This window comes from Pseudomonas migulae (genome assembly GCF_024169315.1).
Classification (GTDB): domain Bacteria; phylum Pseudomonadota; class Gammaproteobacteria; order Pseudomonadales; family Pseudomonadaceae; genus Aquipseudomonas; species Aquipseudomonas migulae_B.
On sequence record NZ_JALJWR010000001.1, the window covers coordinates 452555 to 471530 of the forward strand.

The 18976-nt window shown below is 60.2% G+C and carries 14 protein-coding genes; 11 read left to right on the forward strand and 3 right to left on the reverse strand.

All coding sequences use genetic code 11. The annotated features are described in order from the left end of the window. The first annotated feature begins 3 nt into the window (after positions 1-3). The gene (locus J2Y86_RS02145) at positions 4-1287 is read left to right on the forward strand and encodes an arsenic transporter (protein ID WP_253427766.1); all 1284 of its coding nucleotides are present in this window, start codon (positions 4-6) and stop codon (positions 1285-1287) included. A 115-nt stretch (positions 1288-1402) separates the two neighbouring features. Here the strand turns inward: J2Y86_RS02145 and J2Y86_RS02150 are convergent, their stop codons facing one another. After that, complete coding sequence (locus J2Y86_RS02150) at positions 1403-2353, reverse strand: DUF1853 family protein (protein WP_253427767.1); 951 nt, start codon at positions 2351-2353, stop codon at positions 1403-1405. 115 nt (positions 2354-2468) lie between these two features. Here J2Y86_RS02150 and J2Y86_RS02155 point away from each other — a divergent pair, with 115 nt between their 5' ends. The 9 genes from J2Y86_RS02155 to J2Y86_RS02195 all read left to right on the forward strand — a co-directional run bounded on the left by J2Y86_RS02155 (position 2469) and on the right by J2Y86_RS02195 (position 14622). Beyond that, positions 2469-3359, forward strand: a complete 891-nt coding sequence (locus J2Y86_RS02155) for an NAD(+) kinase (protein ID WP_007906781.1) — start codon at positions 2469-2471, stop codon at positions 3357-3359. Further along, positions 3356-4330: a metallophosphoesterase gene (locus J2Y86_RS02160; protein ID WP_253440080.1), complete on the forward strand. Its 975-nt coding sequence runs from the start codon at positions 3356-3358 to the stop codon at positions 4328-4330. The genes J2Y86_RS02155 and J2Y86_RS02160 overlap by 4 nt, the downstream gene beginning before the upstream one ends. Continuing rightward, positions 4327-5208: a rhomboid family intramembrane serine protease gene (locus tag J2Y86_RS02165; protein ID WP_253427768.1), complete on the forward strand. Its 882-nt coding sequence runs from the start codon at positions 4327-4329 to the stop codon at positions 5206-5208. The genes J2Y86_RS02160 and J2Y86_RS02165 overlap by 4 nt, the downstream gene beginning before the upstream one ends. Before the next feature lie 22 nt (positions 5209-5230). Beyond that, positions 5231-5491, forward strand: coding sequence for a YeaC family protein (locus tag J2Y86_RS02170; protein WP_253427769.1), 261 nt, complete (start codon positions 5231-5233; stop codon positions 5489-5491). Then, positions 5488-6318 carry a DUF2797 domain-containing protein gene (locus J2Y86_RS02175; RefSeq protein ID WP_253427770.1) on the forward strand — a complete coding sequence of 277 codons (831 nt, stop codon included), beginning with the start codon at positions 5488-5490 and terminating at the stop codon, positions 6316-6318. The genes J2Y86_RS02170 and J2Y86_RS02175 overlap by 4 nt, the downstream gene beginning before the upstream one ends. Positions 6319-6328: 10 nt before the next feature. Then, positions 6329-8986: an aminopeptidase N gene (pepN, locus tag J2Y86_RS02180; RefSeq protein WP_253427771.1), complete on the forward strand. Its 2658-nt coding sequence runs from the start codon at positions 6329-6331 to the stop codon at positions 8984-8986. A gap of 642 nt (positions 8987-9628) precedes the next feature. Beyond that, on the forward strand, positions 9629-10558 hold the full coding sequence (locus J2Y86_RS02185) for an IS110 family transposase (RefSeq protein ID WP_253427772.1): 930 nt from the start codon (positions 9629-9631) through the stop codon (positions 10556-10558). Between the two features lie 577 nt (positions 10559-11135). Next, complete coding sequence (locus tag J2Y86_RS02190) at positions 11136-12209, forward strand: WD40/YVTN/BNR-like repeat-containing protein (protein WP_253427773.1); 1074 nt, start codon at positions 11136-11138, stop codon at positions 12207-12209. A 28-nt stretch (positions 12210-12237) separates the two neighbouring features. After that, positions 12238-14622: an efflux RND transporter permease subunit gene (locus J2Y86_RS02195; RefSeq protein ID WP_253427775.1), complete on the forward strand. Its 2385-nt coding sequence runs from the start codon at positions 12238-12240 to the stop codon at positions 14620-14622. Positions 14623-14797: 175 nt separating this feature from the next. Here J2Y86_RS02195 and J2Y86_RS02200 read toward each other — a convergent pair whose 3' ends face one another. Beyond that, the gene (locus J2Y86_RS02200; protein WP_084320617.1) at positions 14798-15517 is read right to left on the reverse strand and encodes a FadR/GntR family transcriptional regulator; all 720 of its coding nucleotides are present in this window, start codon (positions 15515-15517) and stop codon (positions 14798-14800) included. Between the two features lie 186 nt (positions 15518-15703). Beyond that, complete coding sequence (locus J2Y86_RS02205; protein WP_017338445.1) at positions 15704-17440, reverse strand: IlvD/Edd family dehydratase; 1737 nt, start codon at positions 17438-17440, stop codon at positions 15704-15706. A gap of 194 nt (positions 17441-17634) precedes the next feature. Between J2Y86_RS02205 and J2Y86_RS02210 the strand changes: the two genes are divergently transcribed. Further along, positions 17635-18957: an MFS transporter gene (locus J2Y86_RS02210; RefSeq protein ID WP_253427776.1), complete on the forward strand. Its 1323-nt coding sequence runs from the start codon at positions 17635-17637 to the stop codon at positions 18955-18957. Positions 18958-18976: the final 19 nt, after the last annotated feature.

The window sequence follows — 18976 nt, forward strand, 5'->3', positions numbered from 1 at the left end:
TGCATGCTCATAGCGTCGTTGATTTTCCTGCTGACCATCACCCTCGTGATCTGGCAACCCAAAGGCCTCGGTGTCGGTTGGAGCGCGGTATTCGGCGCCGTGCTCGCACTGGTTTTCGGGGTGGTGCACCTGACTGACATTCCGCTGGTGTGGCAGATCATCTGGAACGCCACCGGCACCTTTGTTGCGCTGATCATCATCAGTCTGTTGCTGGACGAGGCGGGCTTTTTCGCTTGGGCGGCGCTGCACGTGGCGCGTTGGGGGCGAGGCAGTGGCCGCAAGTTGTTTGCCTACATGGTGCTGCTCGGCGCGCTGGTGTCGGCGCTGTTTGCCAATGACGGCGCGGCGCTGATCCTTACGCCGATCGTGATTTCCATGTTGCTGGCGTTGCGCTTTTCGCCAGCGGCAACGCTGGCGTTCGTGATGGGCGCCGGGTTCATCGCCGACACGGCCAGTCTGCCATTGGTGGTGTCGAACCTGGTGAACATCGTTTCCGCGGACTTCTTCCACATCAGCTTCAATCGCTACGCGGCGGTAATGATCCCGGTCAATCTGGTCAGCGTCGCCGCGACGCTGGCGGTATTGATGTGGTTCTTCCGGCGCGACATTCCCAAGGATTACGATCCGGAGCAACTGGCGCATCCGGCCAGCGCCATCCACGACAAGGCGACCTTTTTCGCGGGTTGGGCGGTATTGCTGATCCTGTTGCTCGGCTGTTTTGCGCTGGAACCGCTGGGTATTCCCATCAGTGCCATTTCGGCGGTGTGCGCGGCGTTGTTGCTGGCCATTGCAGCCCGCGGCCATAAGATTTCCACGCGCAAGGTGATGAAAGAAGCGCCGTGGCAGATCGTGATTTTCTCGCTGGGCATGTATCTGGTGGTCTATGGACTGCGCAACGCCGGGCTCACTGGCTATCTGGCGGGTTGGCTGGACGGATTTGCCGGTTATGGCGTCTGGGGTGCAGCGATGGGCACCGGTGTGCTGACGGCGTTGCTGTCGTCGATGATGAACAATCTGCCGACGGTGCTGATTGGTCTGCTGTCGATCGATGCCAGTCAGGCAACCGGCGTGGTGAAGGAGGCGATGATCTACGCCAACGTCATTGGCAGTGACCTGGGGCCGAAAATCACACCGATCGGCAGCCTGGCGACGTTGTTGTGGCTGCATGTGCTGCAGCGCAAGAATATCCGGATCGGCTGGGGGTATTACTTCAAGGTCGGGATTGTGTTGACGGTGCCGGTGTTGCTGGTGACGTTGGCGGCGTTGGCTGTGCGGTTGTCTGTCTAGACCGGGTTGGCCTCTTCGCGAGCAAGCCCGCTCCCACATTAGATCTGTGACAATAAGAAGATCCAATGTGGGAGCGGGCTTGCTCGCGAAGAGGCCGGTACAGACGCGACAAATCTCAACCACTGCCCGGCACATTCGGCCAAAGATCCGCCACCAGAAACAACCGCTCCGCTTCCTCCCAATCCCCATCGGCATTCTCGATCAACCGCACCAGCAACTGCGCCGGCGCCAGCGGTTCCAGATCGCTGAGCCACGCCTGCAGTTGTTCGGTGTTCCAGGTCTGCTCCACGGGATAATGCGCCGGCGCCAGCCAGGCATGGCGGGGCAGGGGTTGCCAGCGCCCGAAAGGACGCTGTGCGACAAAATCCTTCCAGTCCTTTTGATGCAGCCAGCTACCGCGCAAATGCTGCGGGTGCGCGCCGTCCGGTGAATCTGATTGCCCCGGCCACGGGTACAACAAATACCCGCCCAGCCACAAATGTGCACTGAACTGCTGAATGTCCAGCGCTGCCAGCACTTCGCGGCTCTCCGGCCGGGCGGAAATCGGCAGCTGATGCTGGCTCAAGTGCGCCAGTTTACGGTCCAGCCGATCGTGGCAGCCCGGCCCTAGCCATAGCGCCGTGTTGCGACCGTCGCCCTCTTGCGGGCCGAGGTAAAGCTTGATTGCCAGTTCCAGGTGATGCACGCCGTCGCGATCACGCAGCAGCATGTCCAGTTCGCCGAGGGTGTGGCCCTCGCGGCGGATCGGCATATTGGCGGCAATCAGATCGATGCCCGGCGCATGGCGCACGGCGTATTGCCACAGCCGTTCATAGTACAGACCCAGGCGTCGGGTGCGGGCCTGGGCCAGCCAGTGCAGCAGGTCATAGCTGTCGCGATCCAGTTGCCGCAACCAGAGTTCCAGCCGTTCCGGCGCCTGGACCCAGTCACTGCCGGCCAGCGGATGGCGTTGCGGCCACGGCGTGACCTCGAGCATCGGCGGCGCGAGGATGACCCACGCCAGGTCGCGCACCTCAGGGTGACGCAACTGGTGGGGTAACTGCAGCAAATCGGGAAATAGGATCATCTTGCGAGCATAGCCCTAAACATGAGTACACCCTTGTGGCTGAAAGGATTTTGTCTATCCCGCGCTTTCGCCCATAATCGTGTTTTTCGTCGCCGCAGACCCCCGCAGGAGCCCCATGGAGCAATTTCGTAATATCGGCATCATCGGTCGCCTGGGCAGTTCACAGGTGCTGGATACCGTCCGCCGACTGAAACGGTTTCTGCTCGATCGTCACCTGCACGTGATCCTCGAAGACACCATCGCCGAAGTGCTGCCGGGTCATGGCCTGCAAACTTCGTCGCGCAAGATGCTGGGTGAAGTCTGTGACATGGTGATTGTGGTCGGTGGTGACGGCAGCCTGCTCGGCGCCGCGCGCGCACTGGCCCGGCACAATATTCCGGTGCTCGGCATCAACCGGGGCAGCCTGGGTTTCCTCACCGATATCCGCCCGGACGAGCTCGAAGTCAAAGTCGCCGAAGTGCTCGACGGCCACTACCTGGTGGAAAACCGCTTCCTGCTGCAGGCCGAAGTCCGGCGCCACGCCGAGGCGATCGGCCAGGGCGATGCACTGAACGATGTGGTGCTGCACCCCGGCAAATCGACGCGGATGATCGAGTTCGAGCTGTACATCGACGGCCAGTTCGTCTGCAGCCAGAAAGCCGACGGCCTGATCGTCGCCACCCCGACCGGTTCGACCGCTTACGCGCTGTCGGCGGGTGGCCCGATCATGCACCCCAAGCTTGACGCTATTGTGATTGTGCCCATGTACCCCCATACCTTGTCAGGCAGGCCGATTGTGGTCGATGGCAACAGTGAGCTGAAAATCGTCGTGTCCAAGGATATGCAGATCTACCCGCAAGTCTCCTGTGACGGGCAGAACCACTTCACCTGCGCGCCGGGTGACACCATTACCATCAGCAAGAAAGCGCAGAAGCTGCGGCTGATTCACCCGCTCGACCACAACTATTACGAAGTCTGCCGGACCAAGCTCGGCTGGGGCAGCAAGTTGGGGGGTGGAGGCGACTGATGCTCGATCCCGCGCGAAGTTACGACCTGATCGGTGACGTGCACGGTTGCGCTCTGACCCTTGAGCACTTGCTCGACCGTCTCGGTTATCACAAACAAGGTGGTGTCTGGCGGCATCCGTCGCGCATGGCGGTGTTTGTCGGTGACATCATCGACCGTGGCCCGCGGATTCGCGAGGCGCTGCACATCGTTCACGACATGGTCGAGGCTGGCCAGGCGCTGTGCATCATGGGCAACCACGAATTCAACGCCCTCGGCTGGAGCACACCGGCGCCTCCGGGCAGCGGCAAGCAGTTCGTTCGTGAACACACCCCGCGTCATGCGCGCCTGCTGGGCGAAACCCTGACGCAGTTTGAAGATCACCCCGGCGACTGGCATGACTTCCAGCAATGGTTCTATGAGTTGCCGCTGTTTCTGGATGCCGGACGTTTCCGCGTGGTGCACGCCTGCTGGGATTCGAGCCTGATCGAGCCGTTGCGCGCGCTGTTTCCCGATGGCTGCGTCGATGAGCATTTCCTCCAGGCGTCGGCCGTGCCGGGCAGTTTTGCCTGCACCGTGTTCGACCGCTTGCTGCGCGGCACCGACATGCGTCTGCCCCACGGGTTGACCATGACCAGCGGCGATGGCCTGACACGTTCGTTCTTCCGCACCAAGTTCTGGGAAGACGACCCGCAAACCTATGGAGACATCGTGTTCCAGCCTGACGCCTTACCGGAACCCGTGGCCCGAACGCCGCTGTCGTCCACTGAAAAAAACACCTTGCTGCGCTATGGCGTTGACGAACCGTTGTTGTTCGTCGGCCACTATTGGCGCAGCGGTAAACCGGCGCCGATCCGCCCGAACCTGGCTTGCCTGGATTACAGCGCAGTGCTCTACGGCAAGCTGGTTGCCTATCGCCTGGACCAGGAAACCCGGCTCGATCCGCACAAGTTTGTCTGGGTCGATGTGGAACGGCCCGAGGTGTTGCGATGAGCGCTGTTGCCGTATTACGCCTGCCGCTGGCGGTGGATCTGAGCGGTTTCGTCAAATTGCTGCAACGCATGCAGGTGCCGCACCGGGTCAGCGAAGAGCAGGGCGAGCAGGTCCTGTGGGTGCCCGCCAATATCAGTGAAGACGTTCGTGCCTTGTACGAGCGTTTCCCGGCGGGCGATCCCGATCAGCAACTGGACATTCCGGTGGCGACCACCCGAAAGCGTCCCGGTTTCGTCGAGCAATTGCGTCACGCCAAAGCAACTGCGCTGGTGCTGTTGCTCAGCCTGATCGTCGGCGCGGTGACGCTGCTGGGTGAAAACCTAGACACGATGCACTGGTTCACCTTCCTCGATTTCCGGGTGATCGGCGAGTACATCCATTTCACGCCACTGGCCGACAGCCTGGCGGCCGGGCAGTGGTGGCGTCTGGTGACGCCGATGCTGATCCACTTCGGTTTCCTGCACCTGGCCATGAATGGCATGTGGTATTGGGAGCTGGGGCGGCGCATCGAGTCGCGCCAAGGCGGCATCAACCTGATCGGCCTGACCTTGCTGTTCGCCCTGGTGTCCAATTACGCCCAGTTCGTTTTCAGCGGCCCGACCCTGTTTGGCGGCTTGTCCGGTGTGCTGTACGGCCTCCTCGGGCATTGCTGGATCTTCCAGATTCTGTCGCCGAACCGGGCTTATCGCCTGCCGCGCGGCGTGCTGGTGATGATGCTGGTGTGGCTGCTGCTGTGCCTGTCCGGGCTGGTCTCGCTGATCGGCTTCGGTGAAATTGCCAACGCCGCCCACGTCGGCGGGTTGCTCGTCGGATGCTTGACCGGTTTGTTGGGCGGTTTGTACAACCGCCGTAAACTGGCCGTCCAAAATCGTATGTGAATCAAAGAGCGCGGAGACCTTGATGTCCTCTTTTAACGAAATGATCAAAAACATCACGCCGGATATCTACCAGAGCCTGAAACTGGCGGTGGAAATCGGCAAATGGTCGGACGGTGGCAAGCTCACCGCCGAGCAACGCGAACTGTCGCTGCAAGCGATGATCGCCTGGGAAGTCCAGAACCTGCCGGAAGAAGAGCGCACGGGCTACATGGGCCCGCAGGAATGCAGCTCCAAGTCGATCACCGTACCGAATATCCTGTTCAAGTCGGATGCCATCCATTGATTGAGATTGGCCGCGGTGCAATCAGTAAAATGTCGGCTCGCCTGGACGGGTCCGACGTGCAGTACGCGTTTCGTCTGGGCGAGGTCGAGGTGCCGGTCAATCCGTTGATCGGCAGCACGGTTCGCCTGGAATACCTGGGGGCGATCTTCTGCTCCCATTGCGGGCGCAAGACCAAAACCAGTTTCAGCCAGGGTTACTGCTACCCGTGCATGACCAAACTGGCCCAGTGCGACATCTGCATCATGAGCCCGGAGCGTTGCCACTACGACGCCGGTACGTGCCGTGAGCCGGAGTGGGGCGAGAAGTTCTGCATGACGGATCACATCGTGTATCTGTCGAACTCGTCCGGGGTGAAAGTCGGGATTACCCGCGCCACCCAGCTGCCGACCCGCTGGATCGATCAGGGCGCCCGTCAGGCGTTGCCGATCATGCGTGTGTCGACTCGTCAGCAGTCGGGCTTCGTCGAAGACCTGTTCCGCAGTCAGGTGGCCGACAAGACCAACTGGCGTGCTTTACTCAAGGGCGAAGCGGTTTCCGTGGACCTGGCCGAGGTTCGCGATCAGCTGTTTGATCGCTGCGCCGAAGGTCTGCAAGGTTTGCAGGAACGATTCGGCCTACAGGCAATCCAGACCATTGCCGACGTGGAACCGCTCGAAATCCGCTATCCGGTCGAGCAATACCCGGCCAAAATCGTCAGCTTCAACCTGGACAAGAACCCGATTGCCGAAGGCACGCTGCTGGGGATCAAGGGCCAGTACCTGATTTTCGACACCGGCGTGATCAATATTCGTAAATACACGGCTTATCAGCTCGCCGTGCATCAGTAAGGACTCCAGCATGCGCACCGAACAACCGAAGATGATCTATTTGAAGGACTATCAGGCGCCTGAATACCTGATCGACGAGACGCACCTGACCTTCGAGTTGTTCGAGGACCACAGCCTGGTCCATGCGCAACTGGTGATGCGCCGCAATCCTGAGCGTGGCCCGGGCCTGCCGCCGCTGGTACTCGATGGCCAGCAGCTCGAGTTGTTGTCGGTGACCCTGGCCGACCGTGAGCTGAGCGAGGCTGATTATCAACTGACCGAAAATCACCTGACCCTGCAGCCGACCAGCACCACGTTCACCGTCGACACCAGCGTCAGGATCCACCCGGAAACCAACACCGCGCTTGAAGGCCTGTACAAGTCCGGCACGATGTTCTGCACCCAGTGCGAAGCCGAAGGCTTCCGCAAGATCACCTATTACCTCGACCGCCCGGACGTGATGAGCACGTTCACCACCACAGTGGTCGCCGAGCAGCACAGCTACCCGGTGCTGCTGTCCAACGGCAACCCGATTGCCAGCGGTCCGGGTGAAGACGGTCGGCACTGGGCGACCTGGGAAGATCCGTTCAAGAAGCCTGCCTACCTGTTTGCGCTGGTGGCCGGCGATTTGTGGTGCGTCGAAGACACCTTCACCACCATGACCGAGCGCTCCGTGGCGCTACGCATCTATGTCGAGCCGGAAAACATCGACAAGTGCCAGCACGCCATGAACAGCCTGAAGAAGTCGATGCGCTGGGACGAAGAAGTCTATGGTCGCGAGTACGACCTGGACATCTTCATGATCGTTGCGGTCAACGACTTCAACATGGGCGCCATGGAGAACAAGGGCCTCAACATCTTCAACTCCAGCGCCGTGCTGGCCCGCGCCGAAACCGCGACCGACGCCGCTCACCAGCGCGTCGAAGCGATCGTTGCCCACGAGTACTTCCACAACTGGTCGGGCAACCGCGTGACCTGCCGCGACTGGTTCCAGTTGTCGCTGAAGGAAGGCTTCACGGTGTTCCGTGATTCCGGTTTCTCCGCCGACATGAACTCGGCAACCGTGAAACGCATCCAGGACGTCGCGTACCTTCGTACCCACCAGTTCGCCGAAGACGCCGGTCCCATGGCGCACGCCGTACGCCCGGACAGCTTCATCGAGATTTCCAACTTCTACACCCTGACCGTGTACGAAAAGGGCTCGGAAGTGGTCGGCATGATCCACACCTTGCTCGGCGCCGAAGGGTTCCGCAAAGGCAGCGACCTGTACTTCGAACGCCATGACGGCCAGGCCGTGACCTGCGACGACTTCATCAAAGCCATGGAAGACGCCAACGGTGTCGACCTGACCCAGTTCAAACGCTGGTACAGCCAAGCGGGTACGCCGCGATTGGCCGTGAGCGAGTCCTACGACGCCGCCGCGAAAACCTACAGCCTGACCTTCCGCCAGAGCTGCCCACCAACCCCGGACAAGGTTGAAAAACTGCCGTTCGTGATTCCTGTCGAGTTGGGCCTGCTGGATTCCAAAGGCGCCGCCATTGCGTTGCGTCTTTCCGGTGAAGCCAGCGCCCAGGGCACTTCGCGGGTGATTTCGGTGACCGAAGCCGAGCAGACCTTCACCTTCGTCGACATTGCTGAACAGCCTTTGCCTTCGTTGCTGCGCGGTTTCTCGGCGCCGGTGAAACTGAGCTTCCCGTACAACCGCGACCAGCTGATGTTCCTGATGCAGCACGACAGCGACGGCTTCAATCGCTGGGATGCCGGCCAGCAATTGTCGGTTCAGGTGCTGCAAGAACTGATTGCCCAGCAGCAGAAGGGCGAGGCGCTGGTGATGGATCCGCGTCTGGTTTCTGCCTTGCGCACGGTGTTGTCGGACGAGACGCTGGATCAGGCGATGGTCGCCGAAATGCTCTCGCTGCCGGGCGAGGCGTACCTGACCGAAATCAGTGAAGTGGCTGACGTTGACGCCATTCACATCGCGCGCGAGTTTGCCCGCAAGCAACTGGCGGACGGTTTGTTCGAGGCGTTGTGGCTGCGTTACCAGGCCAACCGTGATCTGTCGAAACAAACCCCGTACGTGGCCGAAGCCGAGCACTTTGCCCGTCGCGCGTTGCAGAACATTGCGCTGTCGTACCTGATGTTGAGTGGCAAGCCGGAAGTCCTGGCGGCGACGCTTGAGCAGTTCGAGACCAGCGACAACATGACCGAACGCCTGACGGCGTTGGCGGTGTTGGTCAACTCGTCGTTCGAAGAAGACAAGGCGCGGGCGCTGGCGAGTTTTGCCGAGCACTTCAAGGACAACCCGTTGGTCATGGACCAGTGGTTCAGCGTTCAGGCGGGCAGCACCCTGCCGGGCGGCCTGGAGCGGGTCAAGGCGTTGATGCAGCATCCGGCGTTCAACCTCAAGAACCCGAACAAGGTGCGGGCGCTGGTGGGTGCGTTTGCCGGGCAGAACCTGATCAACTTCCATGCGGCGGATGGTTCGGGGTATCGCTTCCTCGCCGATCTGGTGATCGAGCTGAACGGCTTCAACCCGCAGATCGCTTCGCGCCAACTGGCGCCGCTGACGCGCTGGCGCAAGTATGACGACGCTCGCCAGGCGTTGATGAAGGGCGAGCTGGAGCGGATTCGCGCTTCGGGTCAGCTGTCCAGTGATGTGTTTGAAGTGGTCAGCAAAAGCCTGGCTTGAGTCTGGTTCGTTCCCACAGGGTTCACCCTGGACCTTGTGGGAGCTGGCTTACCAGCGATGGCGGTTTTTCAGGCGACATAGGTTTTGAGGGTGTACATATCCATTCCTGCGGTAACGGCTGCTAATGGTTTCGCCCTTACGGCGAGTCCCTTTTCCAAACGCCGAAAAGGGACCAAAAGGCTTGGCCCCTGACGTACGGCCCTTCGCCTGGGCTCAGGGTTTCCTCGCTCCGGTCCTGCTCCGTGGGCCCGCCGCCATCGGCCATTCATGGCCGGGGGCGGCTACCGCGGCCTGTTTTCCGTCAAAGTCATCGGCGGCGAACACCAATCTCATGCCCACCAACAATCCCTGTGGGAGCTGGCTTGCCAGCGATGGACGCCCAGACACCGCGTTCATTCAGGCAGCTCGCGTCATCGTTAACGACCATCGCTGGCAAGCCCGCTTGTATGTTTAGACTTGAAGGGGTGGGCGGGACTAAAGCCTAGCTTCTGACTCTGACCAGTACAGACCGTGGGAGACTTCGTCCCGCCCCTTCACCTAATGCGCCGATAAGGAATGCATCGGCCTAGACCGACGATAGAAACAAGCCAGCGCAACGGTGAACCCCGACAAGTCTTTAAACCCTAGCTCGGAGGGCGTGCCATGACAATTCATGTTTCGCAGGTGGTCGTGGGTGTGGATGTCGCGAAGGACGAGATCGTTGTTTATCGATCCGATCTGGAGCAAGTCTTGATTGTTTCGAACGAGCGATCGACCCTTAAGAAGTGGCTCAAGGCGCTGCCCGCAAACAGCGCCATTGCCCTCGAAGCCACCAACACCTATCACCTCGATACGACAGAGATGGCCCATGAAATGGGTCATGACGTTTACGTCATCGATGGCAGCCGTCTTAATCGATACCGCGAAGGGATAGGTATTCGGGCTAAAACAGATGCCCTGGATGCAGCGTTGCTGGCTCGTTACTTGAGTAAAGAGTCCGACAAGTTGAGGATTTGGAGTCCGCCTCCAAAGGCCTACACACAACTCAAAAGCTTGCTGCGTCGTCGGGCCGAGCTTGTTCGGCATCGTGTGGCCATCAAACAAAGCTGGAAGGACGAACCGTTGCTCGAAAAGGCATTGGCCGACTATCTGGCATGCCTTGAGCAGATTGAAAAAAACATACAGAAAGTGCTGAAGAGCATTGTCAGCGAAGCTGACATGGACGCGCAGGTAAAACGCTGCCAAGCGGTTGAGGGTGTAGGCGTCCTGACGGCTACAGCTGCAGTCACCGGCTACATTGCCTTTCTAGGAATGGATCCGCGAGTCAGACAATCGGGAAAGAAGGATCAGAAACGATACTTATCCAAACGAGGCGATTCGGAGTTCCGGCGCTTATTTCATAACAGCGCCATGGCCGCGAGTCGCTCTCCAGCCTGGAAACCTTACTATCAAAGCTATCTGGCAAGAGGCCTGAAGGGCACTCAAGCCTTGGTAATACTTGCCCGTAAGCTGGCCAGAGTACTGTTTGCCTTGATGAAAAATCAAAGCGAGTACAAGCCAAGTTCTATGTTTGGGGGTTGCCCCCAAACATAGAATCTCCCACAGGGGATGCATACATCTGAAGAGCCAGGTCGGCCCGAAGGCCGCCTCGCGGTGCTGTGGCGGTGGTCGCCACCTCGAGAGGCCGAGTGGAGGTTCTGCGCAGTGGGCAACCCGGCATGGATGCCGGGTTAGCCGCCCCCGGCCATGGATGGCCGATGGCGGCGGGCCCACGGAGCAGGACCGGAAGGAGGGCATGCCGAGCCTTAGCGAGGCACCGAACGAAAGGGGCAAAAGCGCTTGGTTACTTGGCGCTTCTCCAAGTGACCCGCCGTAAGGGCGGAACCAATATCAGCCATTACCACAGCAACGGATATGTACGCCAACCACCAACCCAATCACCCAGCCTGATACCCCACCATTCAGAACAAACCCATCCCCGCCAGGTTAACAAAACATAACGTGGCGTCGATTGTCAGACCTTTCCAAACACCGATAGGATAAGCCAGCTTCCGAAGGGGCTCTGGATTGCGGGTTTCAGGACTATGCTCCTAACCATTCAATCCCGATGAGCACCCTAACGGCGCCCTGAAAGGTTGAACGACCTAACAATAATAATGGGGGAAGGTCTATGAGTGAGCCTGTCATGGGTGTGGGTATCTGCCGCCCGCCGGCACTGCGCAAATTCGCGTTGCTGGCTACAGCGCTCTCGCTGTTGGGCTGTGCCGTGTTGTCGGCACCTGTGCTGGCTGCTGCGGCGCCAGCATCCGACGTTGTCTATTCCGTTGAATCCGCCAAGGCCAGCAAAAGCCTGATGCTCGATGTCGTGCACGCCGGCAAGCGCCTGGTGGCGGTCGGCGATCGCGGGCACATTCTGTATTCCGATGACCAGGGCGCGACCTGGACCCAGGCCAAGGTGCCGACCCGGCAATTGCTGACCTCGGTCTATTTTGTCGACGACAAACACGGCTGGGCCGTCGGCCATGATGCGCAGATCCTCGCCAGCGAGGACGGTGGCGTCACCTGGACCAAACAATTCGAAGACCTGAAACGCGAATCGCCGCTGCTCGACGTCTGGTTCCAGGACGCCAACAGCGGCTTTGCCGTGGGCGCTTACGGCGCGCTGATGGCCACCACCGATGGCGGCAAACACTGGGAAGACGCCAGCGATCGCCTGGACAACGAAGACCAGTACCACCTCAACGCCATGGCCGCGGTCAAGGATGCCGGTCTGTTCATCGTCGGCGAGCAAGGCAGCATGTTCCGCTCCGCCGATTGGGGCCAGACCTGGGAAAAGCTCGAAGGCCCATACGAAGGTTCGTTGTTCGGTGTGATCGGCACGGCACAGGCCAACACGCTGCTGGCCTATGGTCTTCGGGGCAACCTGTTCCGCTCCACCGATTTCGGTACCACCTGGGAGCCGGTCGAGTTGAAAGCCGCGCGCGGTGAACTGGAGTTCGGCCTGTCCGGCGCGACCTTGCTCGACGACGGTTCCATCGTGATCGTCGGCAACGGTGGCTCAGTGATCCGCAGCAACGACAACGGCGAAACCTTCAGCGTGTTCAACCGCCCGGACCGTATTTCCGTCTCGGCGGTGACTGCCGCGGGCAACGGCAATCTGATCCTGGCAGGACAGGGCGGCGTTCGCGTCAGCTCGCCAACCGGTGCCGGCGCAGAGAATGGAAAAAACGGGTCGTCCAAATGAGCCGGGCAAATAATAAGAAGGCGGGTCTATGACATCCTTGAGCAGTCATCACCAAGACAAGGCGACGTTTCTTGAGCGCCTGATTTTCAACAACCGCCCGGCAGTGATCGTGATCTGCCTGCTGGTGAGCATCTTCCTGTTCTGGCAGGCGACACTGATCCGGCCGTCCACCAGTTTCGAAAAAATGATCCCGCTCGAGCATCCGTTCATTCAAAAGATGATGGAGCACCGCAACGATCTGGCGAACCTGGGCAACACCGTGCGGATTTCGGTGGAAGCCACCGACGGCGACATCTTCTCCAAGGAGTACATGGAGACCCTGCGCCAGATCAACGACGAGGTGTTCTATATCTCCGGCGTCGACCGTTCCGGGCTCAAGTCGCTGTGGAGTCCGAGCGTACGCTGGACCGAGGTGACGGAGGAGGGCTTCGCCGGTGGTGAAGTGATCCCGCAGAGCTATAACGGTTCCCAGCAAAGCCTCGATCTGCTGCGCAACAACGTGCTCAAGTCCGGGCAGGTCGGGCGTCTGGTGGCCAACGATTTCAAGTCGAGCATTGTCGACATCCCGCTGCTGGAGTCTTACCCGGATCCGCAGGACCAGGGCAAGTTGCTGGCCCTCGATTACCGCAAGTTCTCCCACGAGCTGGAAGACAAGATCCGCGACAAGTTTGAAAAACAAAACCCCAACGTGCAGATCCACATCGTCGGTTTCGCCAAGAAAGTCGGCGACCTGATCGATGGCCTGGTGATGGTGGTGATGTTCTTCGGCGTCGCCTTCGTCATTACGCTGATCCTGCTGTACTGGTTCACCAACTGCATGCGCAGCACCGTGGCGGTACTCAGTACCACGCTGGTGGCGGTGATCTGGCAACTCGGCTTGATGCACTTTTTCGGCTTCGGGCTGGATCCGTACTCGATGCTGGTGCCGTTCCTGATCTTCGCCATCGGTATTTCCCATGGCGTGCAGAAGATCAACGGCATCGCGTTGCAGTCCAGTGAGGCCGACAATGCGCTGACCGCTGCGCGGCGCACATTCCGCCAGCTGTTCCTGCCGGGGATGATTGCGATCCTCGCGGATGCGGTGGGTTTCATCACGTTGCTGATCATCGATATCGGTGTGATTCGCGAACTGGCCATCGGCGCGTCCATCGGCGTGGCGGTGATCGTGTTCACCAACCTGATCCTGTTGCCGGTGGCGATTTCCTACGTCGGCATCAGCAAACGTGCCGTCGAGCGCAGCAAGAAAGACGCGCACCGCGAACACCCGTTCTGGCGCCTGCTGTCGAACTTTGCCAGCCCGAAAGTCGCACCGGTGTCGATCGTGTTGGCCCTGTTGGCCTTCGGTGGCGGTCTCTGGTACAGCCAGAACCTGAAAATCGGCGACCTCGATCAAGGTGCCCCGGAACTGCGTCCGGACTCGCGCTACAACCAGGACAACAACTTCATCATCAGCAACTACTCCACCAGCTCCGATGTGTTGGTGGTGATGGTCAAGACCAAGTCCGAAGGTTGCTCGCGCTACGAAGCCATGGCGCCGATCGACGAGCTGATGTGGAAGATGCAGAACACCGAGGGCGTGCAATCGGCGATTTCCCTGGTGACTGTGTCCAAGCAGATGATCAAGGGCATGAACGAGGGCAACCTGAAATGGGAAACCCTGTCGCGCAACCCGGACGTGCTTAACAACTCCATCGCCCGTGCTGATGGCCTGTACAACAACAGTTGCTCCCTGGCACCGGTGCTGGTGTTCCTCAACGATCACAAGGCTGCAACGCTGGATCGTGCGGTCCATGCCGTGCAGGACTTCGCCAAGGAGAACAACAAGGAAGGCCTGGAATTCATCCTCGCCGCCGGTAACGCCGGTATCGAGGCGGCCACCAACGAGGTGATCAAGGAATCCGAGCTGACCATCCTGATCCTCGTCTACATCTGTGTCGCGACCATGTGCATGATCACCTTCCGTTCGTGGGCGGCGACCTTGTGCATTGTCTTGCCGCTGGTGCTGACCTCCGTGCTCGGCAACGCCCTGATGGCCTTCATGGGCATCGGCGTGAAAGTCGCGACCCTGCCGGTGGTGGCGCTGGGTGTAGGGATTGGCGTGGACTACGGGATCTACATCTACAGCCGACTGGAAAGTTTCCTGCGTGCCGGCCTGCCGTTGCAGGAAGCCTATTACCAGACGTTGAAATCCACGGGTAAAGCCGTGTTGTTCACCGGTCTGTGCCTGGCCATCGGTGTGTGCACCTGGATCTTCTCGGCCATCAAGTTCCAGGCCGACATGGGCCTGATGCTGACCTTCATGCTGCTCTGGAACATGTTCGGCGCGCTGTGGCTGCTGCCAGCGCTGGCGCGTTTCCTGATCAAACCGGAGAAACTGGCGGGGCAGAAGGGCAATTCGTTGTTTGCTCACTGATCCCTGACTGGAACAAAAAAGCCGCAACCCTGGTTGCGGCTTTTTTACATCTCAAATTCACAGAGACCCTGTAGGAGCGAGGCTTGCCCGCGAAGAGGCCATCACATTCACGATCAATGTTGACCGGGGCGCCGCTTTCGCGGGCAAGTCTCGCTCCTACAGGGAACTGCGGTGGTCAGGAAGGATCGGTGCCCAACACCACATTCAACGCACTGCGCGCATCATCCAGCTGCACCAGCGTCGCATGCCGTGCGCCGAGGGCATCACGGTTTTCGATGGCGGTCAGGATCGCCTTGTGCCGTGGCAACGCCAGTTCATGCAGATTCGGCCGCTGGTTGGAATGCTTCAGCGCTTCGGCGATCGCCACCGACAGCATGTTGCACAGGTTGGCCAACAGATCGTTGTGGGTTGCATCGGCGATTCGGCTGTGAAAATCCAGGTCAGGTTGCAACAGGGCTTCCGGGGTCGGCGCGGCTTCCATGCGCTGGTAGGCTTCACCGATGGAGGCGATGTCTGCGTCGGTGGCGAACTGGGCGGCGAGTGCTGCTGCTGCCGGTTCGATGATACTGCGCACGCTGGTCAGCAGATCGAAGAACTGATTCTGCGGGCTGCTTTGCATCAGCCAGTGCAAAACGTCCGGGTCGAGCATGTGCCATTCCTTGCGCTGCTTGACCACCGTGCCCACCCGCGGACGGGAGTACACCAGGCCTTTGGCGACCAACACGCGAGTGGCTTCGCGCAACACCGGCCGGCTGACCGCGTATTCCTCGCACAACAGGGCCTCGGCGGGCAGTTTGTCGTCCGGTTTGAAGCGTCCCGAAACGATCTGCATGCCCAGTTCCTGGACGATGCGCGAGTGCATGCTTTTGCGGTCGGAGGGTTTGCGGTAATCCATGGGGAACGGCGCGATCCTGTGCGATGGAGGTGCCGCGCATGATAGCAGGCGCGGCGCAAACTTGAGGCAGGTACAAATCAAATGTGGAAGCGGGCTTGCTCGCGAAGGCAGTGTGTCAAACAACATCAACGTTGAATGACACTCCCTCTTCGCGAGCAAGCCCGCTCCCACATTAGGTTGATGGGGTTAGTGGGAGTGGCGGGGTACCTCGGACCCACGGCAGCCGACCAGGAAGTCAAAGTCACACCCCTGATCTGCCTGCAGCACATGATCGATGTACAGCTGACGATACCCGCCCACGATCAGGTTTTGCGGCGGTTGCAGATCGGCCATGCGCGCTGCCAGTTCTGCATCCGGAATGTCCAGGTGCAGACGGCCATTGGCGCAGTCCAGCTCGATCCAGTCGCCTTCCTTCACCGTGGCCAAGGGCCCGCCGGCGGCGGCTTCCGGCGCGACGTGCAGCACGACAGTCCCGTAAGCGGTGCCACTCATGCGCGCATCGGATATGCGCACCATATCCGTCACACCTTGCGCCAACAGCTTGGCCGGCAAGCCCATGTTGCCGACTTCGGCCATGCCCGGATAACCCTTCGGCCCGCAGTTCTTCATCACCAGAATCGAGTTGGCATCGACGTCCAGCTCGGGGTCGTTGATCCGCGCCTTGTACATGTCGAAGTTTTCGAACACCACCGCGCGCCCGCGATGCTGCATCAATTCGGCACTGGCGGCAGACGGCTTGAGCACGGCACCGAGCGGCGCCAGGTTACCGCGCAATACACAGATTCCGCCGTCGGCGCGGATCGGGTTGTCGAGGGTGCGGATCACTTCGTCCTGGCCGTAGATCGGTGCGTCCTTGGTGTTCTCGCCGAGTGTCTTGCCATTGACGGTCAAGGCATTTGGATTGGGAATCAGGTTGGCCTCGCCGAGGCGACGCAGCACTGCGGGCAAGCCGCCGGCATAGTAGAACTCTTCCATCAGGAAGCGCCCGGACGGTTGCAGGTCGACGATGGTCGGCATGCCGCGGCCGATGCGAGTCCAGTCGTCCAGGTCCAGTTCGACGCCGATGCGCCCGGCGATGGCTTTCAAATGGATCACCGCGTTGGTCGAACCGCCAATGGCCGCGTTCACCCGAATGGCGTTTTCGAAGGCTTCCTTGGTGAGGATTTTCGACAGCCGCAAGTCTTCGCGAACCATCTCCACCGCGCGCATGCCGGACATGTGCGCCAGTACATAACGGCGCGCATCCACCGCCGGAATCGCCGCGTTGTGGGGCAGGGACGTGCCGAGCGCTTCGGCCATGCAGGCCATGGTCGACGCGGTGCCCATGGTGTTGCAGGTACCGGCCGAGCGGGACATGCCACCCTCGGCGGCGAGGAAGTCATCGATGGTGATGGTGCCGGCCTTGACCTGCTCACTGAGCTGCCAGACCACGGTGCCCGAGCCAATGTCCTGGCCCTTGTGCTTGCCGTTGAGCATCGGTCCGCCGGTGACGACGATGGCCGGCACGTCACAACTGGCCGCACCCATCAGCAGTGCCGGGGTGGTTTTGTCGCAACCGGTCAGCAGCACCACGCCATCGATCGGGTTGCCGCGAATCGCTTCTTCAACGTCCATGCTCGCCAGGTTGCGGGTGAGCATGGCGGTCGGGCGCAGGTTCGATTCGCCGTTGGAGAACACCGGGAACTCCACGGGGAAACCGCCGGCTTCGATCACGCCGCGTTTGACGTGTTCCGCAATCTGGCGGAAATGCGCGTTGCACGGGGTCAGTTCCGACCAGGTGTTGCAGATGCCGATGATCGGCTTGCCGTGAAACTGGTGGTCGGCGATGCCCTGATTCTTCATCCAGCTGCGGTACATGAAGCCGTTCTTGTCGGCCGTGCCAAACCATTGGGCGGAGCGCAGGGTGGGTTTCTTATCAGACATGATCGATTCTCTTATTGTATGACTATATTGTTCGAGCTGAGGCGTAACATAAGCGCAAATTCGATGCTTTGGAAGTGTTGCTCGATTAAATAGTATTACTATATAGTCGCGTTCAACGGAGGGATGGCCCTGGCGGTTTTCCGCGAGAGGCGTCCCCCGAGGTTCTATAACAACAACAATCGGAGACCGATCTCATGAGCCAGGAACTGCGGCTTATACGTCGCATCACGCTGAAACTGATTCCCTTCCTGATCCTGCTGTACCTGATCGCCTATGTGGATCGCTCCGCCGTAGGCTTCGCCAAGCTGCACATGGGCGCTGACATCGGTATCGGCGATGCAGCTTATGGCCTCGGTGCCGGGCTGTTCTTCATTGGCTACTTCCTGCTTGAAATCCCCAGCAACCTGATGCTTGATCGCTTCGGCGCGCGGCGCTGGTTCGCGCGGATCATGGTCACCTGGGGGGCCATTACCATCGGCATGGCGTTCGTTCAGGGGCCGCACAGTTTTTATCTGATGCGCTTCTTGCTCGGTGCTGCGGAAGCCGGGTTCTTCCCGGGCGTTCTGTACTACATCACCCAATGGTTCCCGGTTCGCCATCGCGGCAAGATCCTCGGCCTGTTCATCCTTTCCCAACCGATCGCCATGCTGATCACCGGCCCGGTGTCCGGCGGCTTGCTGGGCATGGACGGCATTCTGGGGTTGCATGGCTGGCAGTGGCTGTTCATCGTCATCGGTTCCCCGGCGATCCTGCTGACCTGGCCGGTGCTGCGCTGGCTGCCGGATGGTCCGCAACAGGTGAAATGGATGGATCAGTCCGAGAAAGACTGGCTGGCCGGCGAGTTGAAAAAGGACCTGGACGCATACGGCCAGACCCGCCATGGCAATCCGTTGCATGCGCTCAAGGACAAACGCGTGTTGCTGCTCGCGCTGTTCTATCTGCCGGTGACCCTGAGCATTTATGGCCTGGGTCTGTGGTTGCCAACGCTGATCAAACAGTTCGGTGGCACCGATCTGGTCACGGGGTTCGTGTCATCGGTGCCGTACATTTTCGGGATCATCGGGTTGCTGATCATTCCGCGCAGTTCCGACCGCTTGAATGATCGCTACGGCCACCTGGCGGTGCTGTATGTGCTGGGAGCCATCGGCCTGTTCCTCAGTGCCTGGCTGACGGTGCCGGTGCTGCAACTGGCGGCGTTGTGCCTCGTGGCGTTCGCGCTGTTTTCCTGCACGGCGGTGTTCTGGACCTTGCCGGGCCGGTTCTTTGCCGGCGCCAGTGCGGCGGCGGGGATTGCGCTGATCAACTCGGTGGGCAACCTCGGTGGCTACATCGGTCCGTTCGTGATTGGTGCGCTGAAGGAATACACCGGGAACCTGGCGTCGGGGTTGTATTTCCTTTCGGGGGTGATGGTGTTCGGGCTGGTGTTGACCGGCGTGGTTTATCGGTTGCTGGAACGCAAGCACGTGCTGCCGGCCGATCAGTTTGCGGCCAGTGCGCGTGGCGCGACCCGCACCTAGAGGATTCACCGCTGACCCT